Source organism: Enterobacter sp. PL_is511 (assembly GCF_055816065.1).
In genome coordinates this window covers 1485005-1504234 of the sequence record NZ_JBVPGP010000024.1, presented here as the reverse complement: position 1 = coordinate 1504234, position 19230 = coordinate 1485005, and the positions used below count along the sequence as shown (strand labels likewise).

General features: G+C 56.9%; 22 protein-coding genes. 12 read left to right on the top strand and 10 right to left on the bottom strand.

Annotated elements, in window-relative coordinates; translation table 11 throughout:
• Positions 1 to 9 precede the first annotated feature (9 nt).
• Positions 10 to 888, top strand: a complete 879-nt coding sequence (gene ptrR, locus AC0TN7_RS22775) for a putrescine utilization regulator PtrR (RefSeq protein WP_473702485.1) — start codon at positions 10 to 12, stop codon at positions 886 to 888.
• Here the strand turns inward: ptrR and AC0TN7_RS22770 are convergent.
• The 4 genes from AC0TN7_RS22770 to dtnK form a co-directional block, all read right to left on the bottom strand.
• The gene (locus AC0TN7_RS22770; RefSeq protein WP_417927386.1) at positions 842 to 1324 is read right to left on the bottom strand and encodes a GNAT family N-acetyltransferase; all 483 of its coding nucleotides are present in this window, start codon (positions 1322 to 1324) and stop codon (positions 842 to 844) included. The genes ptrR and AC0TN7_RS22770 overlap by 47 nt on opposite strands.
• Before the next feature lie 80 nt (positions 1325 to 1404).
• The gene (locus AC0TN7_RS22765) at positions 1405 to 2166 is read right to left on the bottom strand and encodes a DeoR/GlpR family DNA-binding transcription regulator (protein ID WP_024908459.1); all 762 of its coding nucleotides are present in this window, start codon (positions 2164 to 2166) and stop codon (positions 1405 to 1407) included.
• 1 nt (position 2167) lies between these two features.
• Positions 2168 to 3154, bottom strand: a complete 987-nt coding sequence (locus tag AC0TN7_RS22760; protein WP_024908458.1) for a D-threonate 4-phosphate dehydrogenase — start codon at positions 3152 to 3154, stop codon at positions 2168 to 2170.
• Entirely contained in the window at positions 3147 to 4364 is a 1218-nt protein-coding gene (dtnK, locus tag AC0TN7_RS22755) for a D-threonate kinase (protein WP_024908457.1), read from the bottom strand. The genes AC0TN7_RS22760 and dtnK overlap by 8 nt, the downstream gene beginning before the upstream one ends.
• A gap of 173 nt (positions 4365 to 4537) precedes the next feature.
• Between dtnK and AC0TN7_RS22750 the strand changes: the two genes are divergently transcribed.
• From AC0TN7_RS22750 to AC0TN7_RS22725, 6 genes are all read left to right on the top strand, one after another.
• Positions 4538 to 5680, top strand: coding sequence for an iron-containing alcohol dehydrogenase (locus AC0TN7_RS22750; RefSeq protein ID WP_473702484.1), 1143 nt, complete (start codon positions 4538 to 4540; stop codon positions 5678 to 5680).
• A gap of 17 nt (positions 5681 to 5697) precedes the next feature.
• Complete coding sequence (locus AC0TN7_RS22745) at positions 5698 to 6582, top strand: dihydrodipicolinate synthase family protein (RefSeq protein WP_473702483.1); 885 nt, start codon at positions 5698 to 5700, stop codon at positions 6580 to 6582.
• A gap of 76 nt (positions 6583 to 6658) precedes the next feature.
• Positions 6659 to 8071, top strand: coding sequence for a sodium:solute symporter family protein (locus tag AC0TN7_RS22740; RefSeq protein ID WP_024908454.1), 1413 nt, complete (start codon positions 6659 to 6661; stop codon positions 8069 to 8071).
• A gap of 1 nt (position 8072) precedes the next feature.
• Positions 8073 to 9236: a sialidase family protein gene (locus tag AC0TN7_RS22735; RefSeq protein ID WP_024908453.1), complete on the top strand. Its 1164-nt coding sequence runs from the start codon at positions 8073 to 8075 to the stop codon at positions 9234 to 9236.
• A complete protein-coding gene (locus tag AC0TN7_RS22730; protein WP_024908452.1) occupies positions 9233 to 9703 on the top strand; it encodes a NanQ anomerase/TabA/YiaL family protein in 471 nt (156 codons plus the stop codon). Before AC0TN7_RS22735 ends, AC0TN7_RS22730 begins: the two co-directional genes overlap by 4 nt.
• Before the next feature lies 1 nt (position 9704).
• Positions 9705 to 10382, top strand: coding sequence for an SDR family NAD(P)-dependent oxidoreductase (locus AC0TN7_RS22725; protein WP_023311779.1), 678 nt, complete (start codon positions 9705 to 9707; stop codon positions 10380 to 10382).
• Here AC0TN7_RS22725 and AC0TN7_RS22720 read toward each other — a convergent pair.
• Positions 10379 to 11170 carry a PhzF family phenazine biosynthesis protein gene (locus tag AC0TN7_RS22720; RefSeq protein ID WP_024908451.1) on the bottom strand — a complete coding sequence of 264 codons (792 nt, stop codon included), beginning with the start codon at positions 11168 to 11170 and terminating at the stop codon, positions 10379 to 10381. The two genes, AC0TN7_RS22725 and AC0TN7_RS22720, sit on opposite strands and share 4 nt — an antisense overlap.
• Positions 11171 to 11197: 27 nt before the next feature.
• Entirely contained in the window at positions 11198 to 11986 is a 789-nt protein-coding gene (locus AC0TN7_RS22715; protein WP_024908450.1) for a PhzF family phenazine biosynthesis protein, read from the bottom strand.
• Between the two features lie 177 nt (positions 11987 to 12163).
• Between AC0TN7_RS22715 and AC0TN7_RS22710 the strand changes: the two genes are divergently transcribed.
• Entirely contained in the window at positions 12164 to 13360 is a 1197-nt protein-coding gene (locus AC0TN7_RS22710; protein ID WP_473702482.1) for a sugar transporter, read from the top strand.
• An 87-nt stretch (positions 13361 to 13447) separates the two neighbouring features.
• Here AC0TN7_RS22710 and AC0TN7_RS22705 read toward each other — a convergent pair whose 3' ends face one another.
• The gene (locus AC0TN7_RS22705) at positions 13448 to 14113 is read right to left on the bottom strand and encodes a MarC family NAAT transporter (RefSeq protein WP_024908448.1); all 666 of its coding nucleotides are present in this window, start codon (positions 14111 to 14113) and stop codon (positions 13448 to 13450) included.
• A gap of 255 nt (positions 14114 to 14368) precedes the next feature.
• Here AC0TN7_RS22705 and marR point away from each other — a divergent pair, with 255 nt between their 5' ends.
• Genes marR through marB form a run of 3 tightly spaced genes read left to right on the top strand, consistent with a single transcriptional unit; the run spans position 14369 to position 15457 of the window.
• Positions 14369 to 14803: a multiple antibiotic resistance transcriptional regulator MarR gene (gene marR, locus AC0TN7_RS22700; protein WP_032647191.1), complete on the top strand. Its 435-nt coding sequence runs from the start codon at positions 14369 to 14371 to the stop codon at positions 14801 to 14803.
• Positions 14804 to 14824: 21 nt separating this feature from the next.
• A complete protein-coding gene (gene marA / locus AC0TN7_RS22695) occupies positions 14825 to 15205 on the top strand; it encodes an MDR efflux pump AcrAB transcriptional activator MarA (RefSeq protein WP_008502237.1) in 381 nt (126 codons plus the stop codon).
• Positions 15206 to 15238: 33 nt separating this feature from the next.
• Positions 15239 to 15457, top strand: a complete 219-nt coding sequence (gene marB / locus AC0TN7_RS22690) for a multiple antibiotic resistance protein MarB (protein WP_023335698.1) — start codon at positions 15239 to 15241, stop codon at positions 15455 to 15457.
• Positions 15458 to 15489: 32 nt separating this feature from the next.
• Here marB and eamA read toward each other — a convergent pair whose 3' ends face one another.
• On the bottom strand, positions 15490 to 16395 hold the full coding sequence (eamA, locus tag AC0TN7_RS22685) for an O-acetylserine/cysteine exporter (RefSeq protein ID WP_024908446.1): 906 nt from the start codon (positions 16393 to 16395) through the stop codon (positions 15490 to 15492).
• A 194-nt stretch (positions 16396 to 16589) separates the two neighbouring features.
• On the opposite strand from eamA, the gene ydeE reads away from it, so the two are divergent.
• Positions 16590 to 17783, top strand: coding sequence for an efflux MFS transporter YdeE (ydeE, locus tag AC0TN7_RS22680; RefSeq protein ID WP_473702481.1), 1194 nt, complete (start codon positions 16590 to 16592; stop codon positions 17781 to 17783).
• A gap of 46 nt (positions 17784 to 17829) precedes the next feature.
• On the opposite strand, the gene zinT is transcribed toward ydeE, so the two are convergent.
• Together zinT and urtE are read right to left on the bottom strand one after the other, a co-directional pair.
• On the bottom strand, positions 17830 to 18471 hold the full coding sequence (gene zinT, locus AC0TN7_RS22675) for a metal-binding protein ZinT (protein ID WP_148769204.1): 642 nt from the start codon (positions 18469 to 18471) through the stop codon (positions 17830 to 17832).
• 52 nt (positions 18472 to 18523) lie between these two features.
• Positions 18524 to 19222 (bottom strand): urea ABC transporter ATP-binding subunit UrtE, encoded by a 699-nt coding sequence (urtE, locus tag AC0TN7_RS22670; RefSeq protein WP_024908443.1) that lies wholly within the window; start codon positions 19220 to 19222, stop codon positions 18524 to 18526.
• Positions 19223 to 19230 lie beyond the last annotated feature (8 nt).

Sequence of the window (19230 nt, the reverse complement as noted above, 5' to 3'; positions counted from 1 at the left end):
GAGAATGCCATGGACTTAACCCAGCTTGAAATGTTTAACGCCGTCGCGCTGACGGGCAGCATCACCCAGGCGGCGCAGAAGGTGCATCGCGTGCCGTCTAACCTGACGACCCGCATCCGCCAGCTGGAAGCCGATCTGGGCGTTGAGCTGTTTATTCGTGAGAACCAGCGTTTGCGCTTATCCCCGGCTGGCCATAACTTCCTGCGCTACAGCAGGCAGATCCTCGCCCTGGTGGATGAAGCGCGCATGGTTGTCGCGGGGGATGAGCCGCAGGGGTTATTTGCCCTCGGCGCGCTGGAAAGCACCGCCGCCGTGCGCATTCCTGAAACGCTGGCGCAGTTTAACCAGCGCTATCCGCGTATTCAGTTTGCCCTTTCTACCGGGCCTTCCGGGACGATGATTGATGGCGTACTGGAGGGAACCCTAAGCGCCGCCTTCGTCGACGGTCCGCTTTCGCACCCGGAGCTGGAAGGCATGCCGGTCTACCGGGAAGAGATGATGCTGGTCACGCCTGCCGGGCATGTTGAGGTGACGCGCGCCGCGCAGGTCAGCGGCAGCGACGTCTATGCCTTTCGCGCCAACTGCTCGTATCGCCGACACCTGGAGAGCTGGTTTCACGCTGACCGCGCCACGCCCGGCCGCATTCATGAGATGGAGTCCTATCACGGCATGCTCGCCTGCGTCATTGCGGGCGCGGGCATCGCACTGATGCCGCGCTCGATGCTGGAGAGTATGCCTGGGCATCAACAGGTGGAAGCCTGGCCGCTGGCGGAAAACTGGCGCTGGCTCACCACCTGGCTGGTGTGGCGACGCGGGGCGATGACCCGCCAGCTGGAAGCTTTTATAGCGCTGCTAAGCGAACGTCTTCAACCAGCGCCTTCTCCATAAACAGGCTGAGCGGGTCGTCAACGTACGGGGCAAACGCCGGACGCAAATCGTATCCGCACTGTTCATAAAGACGCACCGCGGCATGCTGTTTGATGCCCGTCTCCAGCCTTACGGTATGACAATGACGGCTCAGGGCCTCATCTTCCAGGGCGGCCAGCAGCGTCTCTCCCAGATGCTGCCCGCGATGAGCCGGATCGATATAGACCCGCTTCATCTCCCCCGTTCCGTCACCGTTGAGCACGATAGCGCCACAGCCCACGGCGTGAAGCTGCTGGTCGCGAATGATCATCAGGATCAGCGAGGCTTCCGGCAGCGCAGCCAGATCGAGCAGATGGTTGCTTTCTGCGGGATAGAGTTCGCTCTGATAGCGGTCAAGCGCCGCGATCAGGCTAAGAATGTCCGGATGACGTGCAGATTCAGAGGTAATGGAATACATGGCAGGCTCCTTGCTTTTTTATGAGGCTAAATTTCAACATAGCGCAGGCCTGCCTGGGTGCTACATAGTATTAACTTATGTCATGACGCCAGCGTCAACTGGACATCTAACGCCCTCAACCCGGCCTGTGTCGCTTCGTCCAGCCTGCTGTCCGTGACGATATCCGTCAGGGTATTAAGATGCGCCACGTTAAACAACGACCAGGCTCCGTACTTGGTACTGTCCGCCAGCAGCACGCGACGTTTTGCATTGGCAATCAGATCCCGCTTTAAGGCAGCCTTCTCTTCCGTTGGTGAGGTAATGCCGCGGGTGATATCCCATCCGTTACAGCTAACGAAAGCCACGTCTGGCCACACGTTCTGCAGCAAGCGACGCCCGTGCTCACCGATGCAGGACTGACTTGAATCATCAATACGCCCGCCAATTATCGTCACTTCAATCTGACGGAATTCCGAGAGAAACAGCGCGATGTGCAAGTCGCTGGTGATGACGCGAAGCGGCAGATGCGTAAGTTGGCGAGCGAGTTCAATCATCGTGGTGCCAGCATCAAGAACAATGGCGTCGCCCGCTTTAACAAAGCTTGCCGCCGCGCTGGCGATGGCGTGTTTTTCTGCCAGACTGCGCTGCATTTTTTCATGCGTTGTGGGCTGGGAAGGAATAAACCGGTTAAGGGTAACGCCGCCATGGGTACGGCTAATGACACCTTCCTGATCGAGCTTTATCAAATCCCTGCGGATCGTCGCCGGAGAGGCATCGGTAATTGCCACCAGCTGATCCACCGTCACCAGATTGTGCCCTTTCAGGTAATCCATTATCTGCTCTAACCGGTTATATCCCTTCATATCATTCCCGTGTAATTTGCATAGCCAACTGGATAGACACCGTCATGCTCTCAGACTTCGCTTTGCCGGTCCAGGCAATATCGAATGCGGTACCGTGGTCCGCAGAGGTACGGATAAACGGCAAGCCGGCGGTGATATTCACCCCGTCATAAAAGCCGAGTAATTTTAGCGGAATATGCCCTTGATCGTGATACATCGCAACGACCATGTCATACATACCTTCGTGGCATTGCATAAATACCGTATCCGGTGGACACGGTCCGGTGACGTTTAACCCCTGCGCTTTCATCGCGTCGACAGCCGGGCCGACAATCTTGATCTCTTCATCGCCAAACAGGCCGTTTTCACCCGCATGCGGGTTAACGCCGGCAACCGCAATGCGCGGTTGTTGAAAGCCGACGCGTTTCAGGAATCTATCCGCAATCCCAATCACGGTTTTTACCCGATCCTGATTGAGCGTATCAAGGAATTTGCGCAACGCAATGTGGGTCGTGATGTGAATCACCTTCAGTTTGTCCGTATACAGCACCATGGCGTAATCTTTGCTGTCGGTCAGATGCGCCAGCAGCTCGGTATGACCCGGATAGAGATGCCCGGCCAGGTGCAGCGCCTCTTTATTCAGGGGAGCCGTTGCAATCGCCTTCACCTCACCCGCCATCGCCAGTTCGGTAGCACGCTTCACGCAGCGATAAGCCAGATCCCCGGCCTCAGCCTGAACGATACCCGGCTTCAGTGCATCAGGATCGGCCAGCGGTTCATCAAGCACGTTAATCACGCCAGCGGCAAAGCGCGCGCCGCTGACCGCGTCGATAGTGCGGATATCCGCCTGCCCGGTGATTCCTTTCTCAAGCACCCGCTGCAGCGTTCTGGCGCAGCCCACAACCACCACAGGTGCCCCTGACAACTCACCCTCGGTGAGGGATTTGATGATGATTTCCGGGCCAATGCCAGCCGGGTCACCCATGGTTACAGCAATAATTTTAGTCACTCAGTCTCTCCTCGATAAAATGCAACACCTCAAGCAGCGTCTCTTCGTTTCCGAAGCCCCCTGCTTTGGTCATTACCGGCTGCTGCCAGCCACAACCCAGAAATTTTCCGGCTGGCACGCACTGTGCGACGCACCCGGTAATCTCAAACCCCCGAGCATCCAGTGCCCTCGCGACAGCCATCGCCACGTCGCCACCGGAGACGTACAGCGCGTCAGGCGTCTGCGCCGCCAGCACCTGTCGGGTCAGTTCGCCTAAAAACGTACAAATTTTTTCGCCCAGGCCTGCGCGGGTGACGCGATACTGCTGGCAGAGTTGCTCGACCTGATGCCGGGCCTCGTGGCCCGCACAGGTATGCACAATGCAGTGATGGCCAGACTGAAGTACCTGCGCAATCTGTTCGAGATACCCGGACGTGTCTCCGCGCAGCGCGTCATTCACATCAATGAGTACCGACGAGACGTCCGCCTGGCTTACCGCCAGTGCAATCTGTCGTTGCGCGATCTCACTCATCGAGCCGACGACGGCCAGCAGTTGTTTACGCCGAACCGGGGCCAGATGACGGGCCAGCGCATCGCATAGTCCGGCAGAGCCCACCAGCAGCGGCCTCTGTGAGCAGGCCAACGCGGCATCGATAATGGCGTCCATCTCCTCATCGGTGTGCGCATCCACGATGAGCCATTCCGTTCCTCGGGCAAGTTCGGCAGTGAGCGTTTTCACGGTCACGCTTTTAGCGCTCACCCCGGTAAACAGGTCAGCAATAGCGGCAGACGGGACAGGCGTTTTGGGATCGCTGGCAAATTCGGTTTCATTCACCGGAACGCCGTTTACCAGACACCTGCCGTACCGCGTGATCCGCCCTGCTGACGGGTATGCCGGCGCCACGATCACCTGCCGCCTGCCGCTTAATGCCTTAAGAACCTGAGATTCGGCTCCTGCATTGCCACGCAACGTGGAATCCATCTTTTTAATGAGCCAGCGGGCATCCGCGATTTCAGCCCCGAGTGCGGCCACCCTTTCGGCCGCCTCCGATGCCTTCAGCGCCCGGGAATCGGTGTTAACGATCAGCACATCGCTCGCCTGGGTAAACGGTGTATGAAACGCCACGCTGACTTTTTTGCCACACAGCGCCAGGCTGACACCGGCATCATTTGCGCCGGTAAAGTCATCGGCGACGACCACGACCTCTCTGTTCACATTGCTCACTTTCATCCCCACTTCGGGTTAGCCTTTCCCGTTAATGATTATATTCAATCATGATTGATTATATGTGAGCAAGATCAAGTTAATCAGTTTGCGAATAAATTATAAATTTAGCCACACGATGACCATGAAGCGTCTTGCTTGAGCGAAATCAATCATGGATACAGAGACAGGAGAAAAGCGTGGTTACGATCAACAGCACCCTGATTAGCGGGGCGAATGCCATCGCCGCCATCAGGCCATTACTTACTGATAAAACGCAGATCCTGCTGGTGACGGACGGCAATATTGCGCGTCTGGAGGCAGCAAAGCAGATCCGCGCGATCCTCGAAGAGGACCAGCGCGGCGTCACGATTATCGACAATGTCCCGCCTGAACCCACCCATCACGACGTTAACCAACTGCTCTCGACGTTAAAGGGAACGTTTGGGCTGGTCGTCGGGCTCGGCGGCGGTAGCGTACTGGATGTAGCCAAATTGCTTTCAGTACTTTGTCACCCGCTTTCTCCGGGGCTGGACAACCTGCTCGCGGGCATAAAACCGGTGGCACGCATCGCGTCACTGCTGATCCCGGCCACTGCAGGAACCGGATCGGAAGCGACGCCGAATGCCATTCTGGCCATACCGGAGCAAAGCACGAAAGTGGGCATCATCTCCCCCGTCCTGCTGCCCGATTACGTCGCCCTGCTGCCGGAGCTGACGACCAGCATGCCCGCACACATTGCCTCATCCACCGGGATTGATGCCCTGTGCCATCTGATTGAGTGTTTCACCTCAACGGTCGCTAATCCGGTTAGCGATAACGCCGCGCTGATGGGCCTGTCTAAGCTGCTCAACAACATTGAAACGGCCTGCGCCGAACCGGGCAATCTGCTGGCGAAGCTGGAGATGCTGTGGGCGTCTTACTACGGCGGGGTCGCCATTGCACATGCTGGCACGCACCTGGTTCACGCCCTGTCCTACCCGCTCGGCGGCAAATATCACCTGCCTCACGGGGTGGCCAACGCGATTCTGCTGGCGCCCTGCATGCGCGTGGTTCGTCCCCACTGCGTGACGAAATTTGCGCAAGTCTGGGATTTGGTGCCCGGCGCGGATACGTCGCTGTCAGACGAAGAAAAATCCCACGCGCTGGTGGAGTACTTTGCCGCGCTGGTCCGCAGACTCAGCATGCCGGATAACCTGGAGACACTGGGCGTACCCCGTGAAGATATCGCCTCCCTCAGTGATGCGGCCCTTAACGTTAAGCGGCTCATGAACAATGCACCCTGTCAGGTTAATCACGACGAGGTGCAGGCGATTTACCGGACACTGTTTCCCCAACATTAATAGCCAAGGAGTGTGTAATGCGTAACAACATCAGGGGCGTGCTAACGGCCGTTGTAACCCCCTTTGACACGGAAGGCGCGCTGAACCTGTCGGGCCTGAAACGACAGGTCGATCGTCAACTCAGTGCTGGCAACGGCATCTTCTGCGGCGGCACAAACGGCGAGTTCTTCGTGCTTAACGAAGAAGAAAAAATCGCCGTCACCCGCACCTGCGTGGAAACGGTGGCCGGCCGCGCACCGGTCGTGGCGCACATTGGGGAAATTTCGACCCGCGAAACCATCCGTCTGGGGAGACAGATCGCCTCGCTGGGTGTCGATGCCGTTTCCGTCATTACCCCTTACTTCGTTCCTCTGAAACAGTCTGAACTCGTCGCGCACTACACCGCTATCGCCGACGCGCTAGCCGTACCGGTATTTCTGTACAACATTCCAGCGCGTACCGGCAATACCATTGAACCCGCTACCGCACGCGCGCTGGCCGAACATCCCAACATCGTCGGTATTAAAGACAGTGCCGGGAGCTATGAAAGCCTGCGCGGATTCCTTAATGCGGTGAGGGACATGGACGGATTCGACGTGCTCAACGGCCCAGATTCGCTTATCCACCAGGGCTTCATCGACGGATGTTCGGCCTGCATCTCCGGGCTGGCAAACGTGGCGCCGACGGCCATCAACGCCATCTGGTCACGCTTTAACGCGGGTGACATTGAAGGTTCCCGCCTTGCGCAGGAGAGCGTCACCCGACTGCGCACCGACCTGTACAACGTGGCGTTTTCCCCTGCCGCAGTCAAAAAAGCGCTCCAGATCATGGGGGAAGACGTCGGTGAGAGCCGATATGCCGTGGCGTTTAGCGAGCAGCAGTGCCTGGAGATACGCCGGATAGTGACAACGTCACTTAACTAAACGGTGTTGGTTTCGTCAATAAGAATACCGGGTACCTGAGGTGCCCAGGATTCACTCGCCCTGAAGAGAGGCAAAGATGAATAATTTTACCGCTGAAGATACCCTCATCATTGTGGGCATTGTTATTGCCTACATCCTTTTCACCACCTGGCTGACCTTCCGGATCCGCAGTAAAAACTCCGGCGATTTTATGGAAGGCTCCCGCGCGATGCCGGCGTTTATTGTCGGGATCCTGCTGATGTCCGAGTATATCGGCGCCAAATCCACCATCGGCACCGCGCAGGCGGCGTTTGAAGACGGCTTTGCCGCGTCATGGTCGGTCATCGGCGCCGCAATTGGCTTCCCGCTCTTTGGCCTGTTGCTGGTAAAACGCATCTACAACACTGGGAAAATCACCATCTCGGGTGCAATTGCTGAAAAATACGGTAACAGCACCAAAAACATTATCTCTGTCATCATGATCTACGCCCTGCTGCTGGTTAACGTGGGGAATTACGTCAGCGGCGCAGCGGCTATTTCCACCGTACTGAAAGTCAACCTGCCCGTTGCCGCCTTCATTACGGCCATCGTCAGTACCTTCTACTTCGCCTTTGGCGGCATGAAGGGGGTAGCCTGGGTGACCGTACTGCACAGCGCGCTGAAATACTTCGGTATCCTGGCTATCATGGGTTTTGCGCTCTCCAAAACCGGCGGCTTTACGCCAATGATCGAAAACATGCCGGCCTTCTACTGGACCTGGGACGGTAACATCGGTGCGTCGACCATTTTCGCGTGGCTCATCGGCACCATCGGCTCTATCTTCTGTACCCAGTTTGTAATCCAGGCAATCTCCTCCACCAAAGACGTGAAATCGGCCAAACGCTCTACCTGGGTCGCCTTCTTCTTCTGCCTGCCGATTGCGCTGGCCATTGCGGTGATTGGGGTGGCGGCAAAATACCTGCACCCGGAAATTAACAGCCTGTATGCAATGCCGATTTTCCTGCAGGACATGAACCCGTGGCTGGCCGGCCTGGTCACCACCTCTCTGGTGGCGTCTATTTTCGTCAGCGTCAGTACCGTGGCGCTGGCTATCGCCTCCCTGGTGGTAAAAGACTTTTACGTGCCGATGCGCAACCCAACGCCCGATCAGGAGTTTAAGGCCACCCGCTGGATCTCCCTGCTGATTGGTTTCCTGCCGCTGATTTTTGTTCTGCTGGTACCTGAAGTCCTGAAGCTCTCGTTCTTTACCCGCGCCATTCGCCTGTCGATTTCCGTGGTGGCCGTTATTGCGTTTTACGCGCCGTTCTTCCGCAGCACCCGCGGTGCCAATGCGGGCCTGATTGGCGCCTGCGTCGTCACCTCCGTCTGGTATCTGCTGGGCGACCCTTTCGGCATCAACAATATGTACATTGCCTTGCTGACCCCTGCCGTCATCATGGCGATCGATCGCCTCATTCCGGGAAAAGCGCAGGATAAAGCGCCAACCCCCGCTCAAAATAATGGAGTCTGATATGTCTGTAACCGTAACCCGCGACGGGATTGTTCGACCACAACAGGATGCGCACGTGCAAACCGCCATGCTGCCCTCCTCTTGCCCACAAAACCACGCGGCGAATCTGCTGCCGCTGCCGGATGGCTCGCTGATGTGCGTCTGGTTTGGCGGCACTCAGGAAGGCATTGCCGATATCTCCGTGTGGGGGTCACGCCTGGCACCGGGCAGCCAGCAGTGGAGTGATGCGGTAAAACTGTCGGACGATGCCACGCGTTCCGAACAGAACCCGGTTCTGTTCCTGGCCCCGGACAACGTCCTGTGGCTGCTGTGGACCGCGCAGATCTCAGGTAATCAGGATACGGCTATCGTTCGCTATCGCCAGTCCCGGGATCTTGGGAAAACCTGGGGGGAGATCGCTACCCTGCTCGATAAACCGGGCACGTTTATCCGCCAGCCGATTGTCGTGGTGGATAACGGTAACTGGCTGCTCCCGGTGTTTTATTGCCGTACCCAACCAGGTGAGAAATGGGTCGGAAACGACGATATCAGCGCGGTAAAAATATCCGGGGACGGCGGCAAAACGTGGCGCGATGTTGAGGTACCGGAAAGCCTCGGCTGCGTACATATGAATATTACCCGCCTGCTCAACGGCACACTGGTCGCCCTGTTCCGCAGCCGCTGGGCAGACAATATCTATTACAGCCAGTCAACGGATAACGGCGAAAGCTGGTCCGTACCGGAGCCCACGGAGCTCCCTAATAATAACTCCTCTATCCAGGTGACCACGCTTGCGGGCGGTGAACTCGCGCTGGTCTTTAACCCCATGAGCGCCGCCGGGGCGCGGGAACGTCGCGCCTCGTTATACGATGAAATTGACGATGGTGATGACCGCAAGGAGCCGGTTGTTACCCACGGTCGGACGGCCTTCTGGGGCGCACCGCGGGCGCCGATGACCGTCGCCATTTCGCCTGACGGCGGAAAAACCTGGCCGTGGCAGCGTCATCTGGACGAGGGGGATGGTTACTGCATGACCAACAACTCTCTGGAAAAGCTGAACCGCGAATTCTCCTATCCCAGCATCAAACAGGGGTCCGATGGCGCGCTTCATATCGCGTACACCTACTTCCGCCAGGCCATCAAATATGTGCGGGTGACCCCGGAATGGGTTAAGGAGTCCATATGATTATCGGTCATCTCAACGCCCTGCCGCTGGCAGGGCTTCCGTCGGCGTTGTACGCCCTGCTATCCCGTCCGGACTGCACGCTGCAGGCGCTCAGCGAACGCGATGACGGGCGCTGGCAGCCGGAAAATGCAACCTGGTTTTGCCAGATTGGTCCGGCGCAGACGCAGCCACGTGCAGATCGGCATACGGAGTACCATCGCCAGTGGGCCGATATTCAGGTTGTGCTGGCAGGAGAAGAACATATTTATGCTGGTGCACGCCCCACTGGCAAGCCGGAGGACGAAGAGCGTAAGCCGGATCTCTTTATTACTTCACCTGCTGAACACAGCGTCAGGATCCGTCTTGCCGCAGGAGACTTTGCGGTCTTTTGTCCTGGAGAACCCCACCAGGCGCTGTGCGCCGCAGAGGCGCCGCTGAGCGTTCGCAAAGCGGTGTTTAAAATTCCCCGAGCGATGCTGGAGGTCTGACATGCGTCACGCCGTCGTCACCGGGGCCAGCTCCGGAATTGGTGAAGCCATCGTCAAGCGTTTACTGGCGGAAGGCTGGCAGGTCACCGGGCTCAGCCGCCGGGCAGTGATGCTGAATGCCCCTGGCTTCACGGGCCTGCGCGTGGATATCAGCGATCCTGCTGCGCTGTGCAGCGCCCTGCAAACCATCGCGACGCCCCAGGCGGTGATCCATGCTGCAGGGATGATGGCCGCTGCGCCCCTGGGCCAGCTCGAAAGCGATGTGAGCACCTCACTGTGGCAACTCCACGTCCGGGCCTGTGAGGCGTTGTTTAACCATTTTGCGCCCACAATGGCCGCAGGTGGACGGTTTGTGGCGATTGGCAGCAGAACCTCTCGCGGTGCAGCAGGACGATCGCAGTACGTTTCCACCAAAGCAGCAATGGTAGGTATGGTCAGAAGCTGGGCGGCGGAGCTGGCCCCGCGCGGGATCACCGCTAACGTGGTCGCGCCAGGGGCTACCCAAACGCCGATGCTCAGCGCACCGGGGAGAGAAACCTCGCCGCCGAAGTGTCCGCCAATCGGACGTCTGATCGCCCCAGAGGAGGTGGCGGGACTGGTGAATTTCTTACTTAGCAATGAAGCCGCCGCTATCACCGGTCAGGAGATGGTGATATGCGGCGGCGCCTCACTCGGCTAGCGCAGGAAAACACGCCCTTTAAGATATAGGGTGGCCTGACCGCCGATCAGCACGCGGTCGCCCTTCAATTCGCAGCGCAGATCCCCGCCACGGTGTGACACCTGGCGGGCATTGAGTGACGTTTTACCCAGCTTTTCGCTCCAGTAAGGGATCAGCATGCTGTGGGCAGATCCGGTAACCGGATCTTCGGGCACCCCTTCGCCCGGGCAGAAAAAGCGGCTGACGAAGTCATATTTATCGCCCGGCGCCGTCACGCAGATCATTTTATCCAGCGGGAGCATTGCCCCAATATCCGGCGTTAACGCTTCTACCTGCTGCTGGCTCTCCAGCACCACCAGGTAATCACGTCCAACTCGCACCTCTTTTGCCTCTGTGATGCCCAGGCCGCTAAACAACAGCGCAGGTGGGTTCTCGACCACCTCCGTTGACCACGCGGGGAAGTTCAGCGTCAGCCAGTCGCCGCTGCGTTTAACCGTCAGCTCGCCCACGAAGCGCGTGGTGAAGGTGATTTCAGTGTGCGGATAGTCAAGGTATTCGAAAATAACGTGCGAGGCGGCAAGCGTGGCATGGCCGCACAGGTTAATTTCATCCAGCGTGGTAAACCAGCGCAGCTCAAACCCACCGTCGGTACGGACGAAAAAGGCGGTCTCAGACTGGTTATGCTGCTGCGCCATTTTGAGCAGCGTCTCGTCCGGCAGCCACTCTTCCAGAGGACATACCGCTGCGGCGTTGCCACCAAAGGTTTTGTCGCTGAAGGCATCCACCAGATAAAAATCAATTTCCTGCATTGTCTCTTCCTCTCTTGTTATGGCTATTTAGCGCAGAAAAACTGTGCCTTTCAGATAAAGTGTGGCCTGTCCGCTCATCAGCACCCGCGAGCCTTTCAGCTCACAGCGCACATCGCCACCACGCGCTGAAACCTGACGGGCAAACATCGTCGTTTTGCCCAGCTTTTCGCTCCAGTACGGGATCAGCATCGTGTGCGCGGAGCCGGTGACCGGGTCCTCCGGGACGGAAACGCCCGGTGAGAAAAAGCGGCTGACAAAATCGTATTCCCCCTCACCTCGCGCCGTCACGCTCACCTTATGCTCGCCCGGCGTCATCGCCGAAAAGTGTGGCGCGAGGGCCTCGACCTGCTGGCGATTTTCAAGAACGATGACCCATGCGCGCCCTTTCCGGGCTTCAACGTAGCGGCTAATACCCAGCGCCGAGAGCATCTCAGGCGGGGGCGTCTCTTCATGGGTTGGACATGCCGGGAAGTCCAGCGTCATCCACTCCCCCTCCCGGCTGACCGTCAGGCGGCCAGAGGCGGTTTCAAAGTGGATCCGCGAATCCGGGTAATCCAGCTCGGTAAACAGCACGTGCGCGGCGGCCAGCGTAGCGTGGCCGCAGAGATTGACTTCGGTGAGCGTGGTAAACCAGCGGAGCTCAATGCCCCCTTTACTGCAGACGAAAAAAGCCGTTTCCGACTGATTATGCTGCTGCGCCATTTTCAGTAAGGTCTCATCGGGCAACCACGCTTTCAGCGGGCAAACGGCTGCCGGGTTGCCGCCGAACGAGGTATCGCTGAACGCATCTACCAGATAAAAATCAATCTCCTGCATTGTCTTACCGCCTGTTTTTATTATGTTGTTCTTTTATATTCAATGAAAACAGCGTTCCCGGCTACCGCTTTTATAAGGTAAATATTGAGATCTGCATCACATAATGGTTGAGTTTTCGCCGTTTGACGTTTTAAGATCGTCTCCTCTTCTTTTCAGCAACGAATCTCCGACATCCCTATGACAACGAACACAGTTTCCCGCAGGGTTGCGTGGCTACGCGTGGTCACGCTGGCCATTGCCGCGTTTATTTTTAATACCACAGAATTTGTTCCGGTTGGGCTGTTGTCTGACATCGCTGAAAGTTTCCAGATGGAAACGGCTCAGGTGGGCATTATGTTGACCATCTACGCCTGGGTAGTGGCGCTGATGTCCCTGCCGTTTATGCTGCTGACCAGCCAGATGGAGCGGCGCAGGCTGCTGATCGGTCTGTTTGTCTTGTTCATTGCGAGCCACGTGCTGTCATTTATTGCGTGGAATTTTACGGTGCTGGTCATGAGCCGCATCGGCATCGCCTTTGCCCATGCGGTGTTCTGGTCGATCACCGCGTCGCTGGCGATTCGCCTGGCGCCGGCAGGGAAACGCGCGCAGGCGCTGAGCCTGATTGCTACCGGTACCGCACTGGCGATGGTGCTGGGTCTGCCGATTGGCCGCATCGTGGGGCAATACTTCGGCTGGCGTACGACCTTCTTCGCCATCGGTATGGGTGCGCTGGTTACGCTGGTATGTCTGATTAAACTGCTGCCCGCGCTGCCGAGCGAACATTCCGGCTCGCTGAAAAGCCTGCCGCTGCTGATGCGTCGCCCGGCGCTGCTGAGTATCTACCTGCTGACCGTCATTGTGGTGACGGCCCATTACACGGCGTATAGCTACATTGAACCGTTTGTGCAGGTGGTGGCGGGCTTTAGCGCCAACTTTGCCACCGTCTTACTGTTGATCCTCGGCGGCGCGGGCATTATTGGCAGCGTGCTGTTTGGCAAGCTGGGTAACCGGCACGCCTCCTTACTGGTGAGCAGCGCCATCGGCCTGCTGCTGGCCTGCCTGCTGCTGCTGATGCCCGCCGCGGGCAGTGAAAGCCATCTGGCGATCCTCAGCCTGTTCTGGGGCGTAGCGATCATGATTATTGGTCTGGGCATGCAGGTGAAAGTGCTGGCCCTGGCGCCGGATGCAACGGACGTTGCCATGTCGCTGTTCTCCGGGATTTTCAATCTGGGGATTGGCGCGGGCGCGCTGGTGGGAAATCAGGTCATACTGCACGTGTCGATGTCGGCGATTGGCTATCTGGGGGCTATTCCGGCCCTGGTGGCGCTTGTCTGGTCGGTGCTCATATTCCGTAAATGGCCGGTGGCGCTGGAGGAACAGGGGCAGCACGGGTGAGGGGTGTTGGTGCCGGGTGGCGGCTTCGCCTTACCCGGCCTACAAAACCCGTAGGCCCGTGCAAGCGAAGCGCCGCCGGGCAAGACATCAATGATAGGTCTTAATAATTTCCAGCACGCCGTTAATAATAAACTGCACGCCCATACAGACCAGTAAGAAGCCCATCAGGCGGGAAATCGCCTCGATACCGCCCTTGCCTACCCAGCGCATAATGGCGCCAGAGCTGCGCAGCGACACCCACACGATAAGACCGATAATCGCAAAAATCAGCGGTGGCGCTACCGTCAGCACCCAGTCCGGGAAGGTTGCGCTGTCACGCACCGTCGACGCGGAGCTGATGATCATCGCTATGGTACCCGGCCCCGCCGTGCTCGGCATGGCTATCGGCACAAAGGCGATATTGGCACTCGGTTCGGTTTCCAGCTCTTCCGATTTGCTGGCCGCTTCCGGCGACTCATGCGCTTTTTGCGCCGGGAACAGCATGCGGAAACCAATAAAGGCCACAATCAGCCCCCCGGCGATACGCAGGCCCGGGATGGAAATCCCGAAGGTATTCATCACCACCTGTCCGGCGTAATAAGCCACCATCATGATGGCAAACACATACACCGAGGCCATCATCGACTGATGGTTGCGCTCGGCACTATTCATATTCCCTGCCAGCCCGAGGAACAGCGCCACCGTCGTTAACGGGTTAGCCAACGGCAGCAAGACCACCAGCCCAAGGCTGATTGCTTTAATTAAATCCAACATAGTGCGTTGTTGTCCTTATCCATATTTAACACAGCAATTATAGGGTGAAAGTGTGACATTCAGCCATGGGTGCAACGTAACGATTATTTCCCTTCTGAAAAGATAACTGTCAGTTATCTATCTGATTTGAAAGACCTCAAAATAAGTTCATGAAACGTTTTAGCAATTCGTGGCATCGGCTGACTCATTCAGTTGACTTATACTTGCCTGAGCAATAATATCTGCCGTGACTAATTACTTGCCAGGGCAACCATTGTGAAAAGCACCAGTGATATCTTTAACGACGTTGTTCCGCTGGGTCGTCTTATTCATATGGTCAATCAGAAAAAAGATCGCCTGCTCAATGACTACCTGTCACCGCTGGATATCACCGCAACACAGTTCAAAGTGCTGTGTTCCATTCGCTGCGAAGTGTGTATCACGCCGGTTGAGCTGAAAAAGGTGCTCTCTGTCGATCTGGGCGCGTTAACCCGCATGCTCGATCGTCTCGTCTGCAAAGGATGGATAGAACGAAGCCCTAACCCGAATGACAAACGCGGCGTACTGGTGAAGCTAACCAGCGATGGCGCGGACATGTGCGAGCAATGTCATCAATTAGTAGGACAAACACTGCATCAGGAACTAACAAAAAACTTAACGGCAGATGAAGTGGCAACCCTTGAGCTTTTGCTGAAGAAAATCCTGCCGTAAACAGAAAAAAGAGGTATGACGATGTCCAGACGCAATACTGACGCTATTACCATTCATAGCATTTTGGACTGGATCGAAGATAACCTGGAATCGCCGCTCTCCCTTGAAAAAGTGTCAGAGCGTTCGGGTTACTCCAAATGGCACCTGCAACGGATGTTCAAAAAAGAGACCGGTCATTCATTAGGTCAATATATTCGCAGCCGCAAGCTGACGGAAATTGCCCAGAAACTGAAAGAAAGCAATGAGCCGATCCTTTATCTGGCGGAGCGTTACGGATTTGAATCGCAGCAAACCCTGACGCGTACGTTCAAGAACTATTTTGACGTGCCGCCTCATAAGTACCGAATCACCAGCGTGCCGGGCGAATCCCGATACCTGTATCCGTTAAAACACTGTAGTTAATCATCGCCTGTAACAGACGTAACCGAGGAAATCATGAAAGTTATCGCCTCCGCCGCCCTCGCCTTGCTGGTGCTGTTCTCCAGCCAGACCTTCGCGGAGCAAACCCCTCGTGCAACGCAGCAAAATAATCCTGATACGATGATTTTGCCGTCAGCACATGACCAGTCGCCTTATGATTTCAACCACATGGGTGCTGGTAGCGACAAATCCGACGAATTAGGCGTGCCTTATTATAATCAGCACGGCCTCTGATTCGTTTTTGCCCCGCAGACGCGGGGCTTTTTTTATGCCTTTTCGCTTACCCGCGTCGCCCGACGAACCCGCAGGCCAAATACGTTAATATACAGTCCGGCCATGATCAGCACGGCGCCCAACAGCTGCAGCGCGCTCAGCGTTTCATCCAGCAGTATCGCCGCACTGGCAAGTCCTACCACCGGCACCAGCAGAGATAACGGCGCGACGCGCCAGGTCTCATACCGCCCCAGCAGCGATCCCCAGATCCCGTAGCCCACAATGGTGGCGACAAAGGCCAGATAGACGAGAGACAGGATCGTGGTCATATCGATGTCGACCAGACTGTTCAGCATCACCGCCGGACCGTCCAGAATACTCGACGCCAGCAGAAACGGGATCACCGGGATCAGTGCGCTCCACACCACCAGCGACATCACCGCCGGGCGCGCCTCGTGCTGCATAATCAGCTTGTTGAAGATATTCCCGCAGGCCCAGCTCAGCCCTGCCGCCAGCGTCAACATAAACCCGAGCAGCGCCACATGCTGACCATTCAGGCTGGCCTCGATCAGCACCAGCACGCCGAACACCGCCAGGGTGATCCCCGCCAGCTGTTTGCCCTGCAGACGCTCGCCAAACACGAACGCCCCGAGAATAATGGTAAAGAACGCCTGCGCCTGTAACACCAGCGAGGCAAGACCCGCCGGCATACCGAACTTGATGGCGCAGAAGAGAAACGCGAACTGGCCAAAGCTAATGGTCAGACCGTAGCCCAGCAGCAGTTTCAACGGGATCTTCGGGCGGGCGACAAAGAAGATGGCCGGAAAAGCGACCAGCATAAAGCGTAAACCGGCCAGCATCAGCGGCGGCATGTTGTGCAGCCCCAGCTTAATGACCACAAAATTGAGCCCCCATACTACGACCACCAGCAATGCCAGCAGCCCGTCTTTCCGCGTCATATCCAGCCCCTGAATTATTAATAATTTGTTAACACTTCAAGTTAACAGAAAAAAGTACGTCACGAGAAGATCATTATTTCTGGCAGGCAGCTGAAGCACTTAGGGATAAATCAGGTGCTATACAAGCCCCTTATGTCATGGTAATCCTGTTAACACACATCTAATAAAAGCATAAGCAACTGTCGGGCAGGAATATGAAACCATCTCTCAGGCGCTCAACCGCAGCGCTGCTGGCATCGTCATTGTTGTTAACCATCGGTAGAGGGGCAACGCTGCCGTTCATGACCATCTATCTCACGCGCGTCTACAGCATGAGCGTCGAGAATATTGGTTATGCCCTGACCGTGGCGCTGACCATTGGCGTGGTATTCAGCCTGGGATTTGGCATTCTGGCCGATAAGTTTGATAAAAAACGCTACATGCTGATCGCGATTGTGGCGTTTATCGCCGGCTTTGTCGCGATCCCGCTGGTCGATAACGTCACGCTGGTGGTGCTGTTCTTTGCGCTGATCAACTGCGCCTATTCCGTCTTTTCGACGGTGCTGAAGGCCTGGTTCTCCGACGTGCTCACCGCGAGCCAGAAAGCGCGCGTCTTCTCGCTGAACTACAGCTTCCTGAACATTGGCTGGACGATCGGACCGCCAATTGGCACCCTGCTGGTGATGTACAGCCTGCAACTGCCGTTCTGGCTGGCGGCCTTCTGCGCCGCGCTGCCGCTGGGCTTTATCCATTTTTTTGTGCAAAAAAGCGTGGCGCTGGATACTACCGAGGAGAAGACGCCCTGGCAGCCGTCGGTATTGCTGAAAGACCGCGCGCTGTTCTGGTACACGCTGTCTGGCCTGCTGGCGTCCTACGTGGGCGGGTCGTTCGCGAGCTGTATTTCGCAATACGTTCTGGCCGCGCATGCGGACAGTGATTTCGCCGAAAAGGTGGTGGCTGTCGTACTGCCCGTCAACGCCGCCGTGGTGGTGACGCTGCAATATGCGCTGGGCCGCAAAATCTCAGCCAGCAATATCCGCCCGCTGATGACCCTCGCCACCCTGTTTTTTATCGTGGGGCTGGGCGGCTTTATGCTCTCCGGGGAAAACCTGGTTTACTGGGGCATCGCTGCCGCCATTTTCACGCTGGGTGAGATTATCTATGCGCCGGGCGAATACATGCTGATCGACAACATTGCGCCACCGGGAATGAAGGCGAGCTATTTCTCCGCGCAGGCGCTGGGCTGGCTCGGCGCGGCGGCAAACCCGATGATCACCGGTATCATCCTGACCAACCTGCCGCACTGGTCCTTGTTTGTGATCATGATGGTCGCCATTGTTGTCGCATGGCTGATGATTTTGCGCGGGATGAGCGTGAAGGCGTGGTGCGAGTCGGCCAAAGCGGCGTAGCAAATGCAGGCCGGGTAAGACGCAGCCGCCACCCGGCAATAAAGCATCAGTGGTGCAACATCTCCTCCACCACCTGCTCTTTATACATCTCGTTCGGGTAATAGGTCGGCCAGTTATCCATCTCTTTTAGCAGCGCCTCGTGGGAGGTGTTGCCCATGAAAATATGGAAGTGCGAAGAGGCCTTCGGTCCGATGGTATGGTCGCTGAACTGCACGAACTTCGGCGCCTTGCTGCTGGCGTCCTTACACTCAAACAGATAGCGAACGCCTTTCTTACCTGACGCGTAGGTCAGAATTTTGTAGCCGCTGTAATCATAATGACAGCGGCTGACCGCTTTACCCTGATGGAACTCCATCACGTTATTTTCGATGCCGATGGCATCCACGTCCGTCGCATAACCCGTTCGGTAGTAGGCTTTCACCTCGTCAAAGGTTTTACTTTTGTCTTTCTGCGCTTTCTGTTTAAACACCGGATCGAGCGAACCATCAAGCAGGAACGGATAGACCGACTGCCAGGTCCCGTCCCAGTCAGACAGCGTTCTGTCCTTCACGTCTTTATCCTCAAACACACCGTTCGCCGCTTTCTGTTCCGCTTCAGTCATCTGATGGCCGTGCGAGTGAGCAAACAGCTGGCCGCTGACCAGCAGCGCCCCCAGAGTCATAGCAAATTTTCCAATATGTGCAGTCAACATAACACCCTCATTCCGTTTGATAAGAACGAGGATGTTATATTATAACATTTCAGATCGCAACCAGGCCGCGCACGCCCTCCTGCTCCATGTTCTCACCCCGTCCGCGCTGAATAATGGTGCCGCGCGACATTAGCAGATAGCTGTCTGCCAGCTCGGCGGCAAAGTCGTAAAATTGCTCAACCAGCAGGATCGCCATATCCCCCCGGTCAGCCAGGGTGCGGATCACCTGACCAATCTCTTTAATCACCGACGGCTGTATGCCTTCGGTCGGCTCATCCAGAATCAGCAGCTGCGGGCGGCTCGCCAGCGCGCGCCCAATCGCCAGCTGCTGCTGTTGCCCGCCGGAGAGATCGCCCCCGCGACGATGCTTCATCTCTTTAAGCACCGGGAACAGCTGCCAGATCTCTTCCGGCACCTGCTTCGCCTCACGGGCGGAAAATCGCGACAGCCCCAGCAGAAGGTTCTCTTCCACGGTCAGGCGCGAGAAAATCTCGCGCCCCTGCGGAACATACGCCACGCCAGTCTGCACCCGCTGATGCGGCCTGCTGTGGGTAATCTTTTTACCCTGCCAGATGACCTCCCCGGTTTTCGCCGGGATCAGCCCCATCAGACACTTCAGCAGCGTGGTTTTCCCCACGCCGTTGCGACCCAGCAGGCAGGTGACTTCGCCAGTGTTAGCCTCAAAGCTCACGCCGCGCAGGATATGGCTGCCGCCGTAATACTGATTCAGTTCGTTGACCTGTAACATTCCCTCTC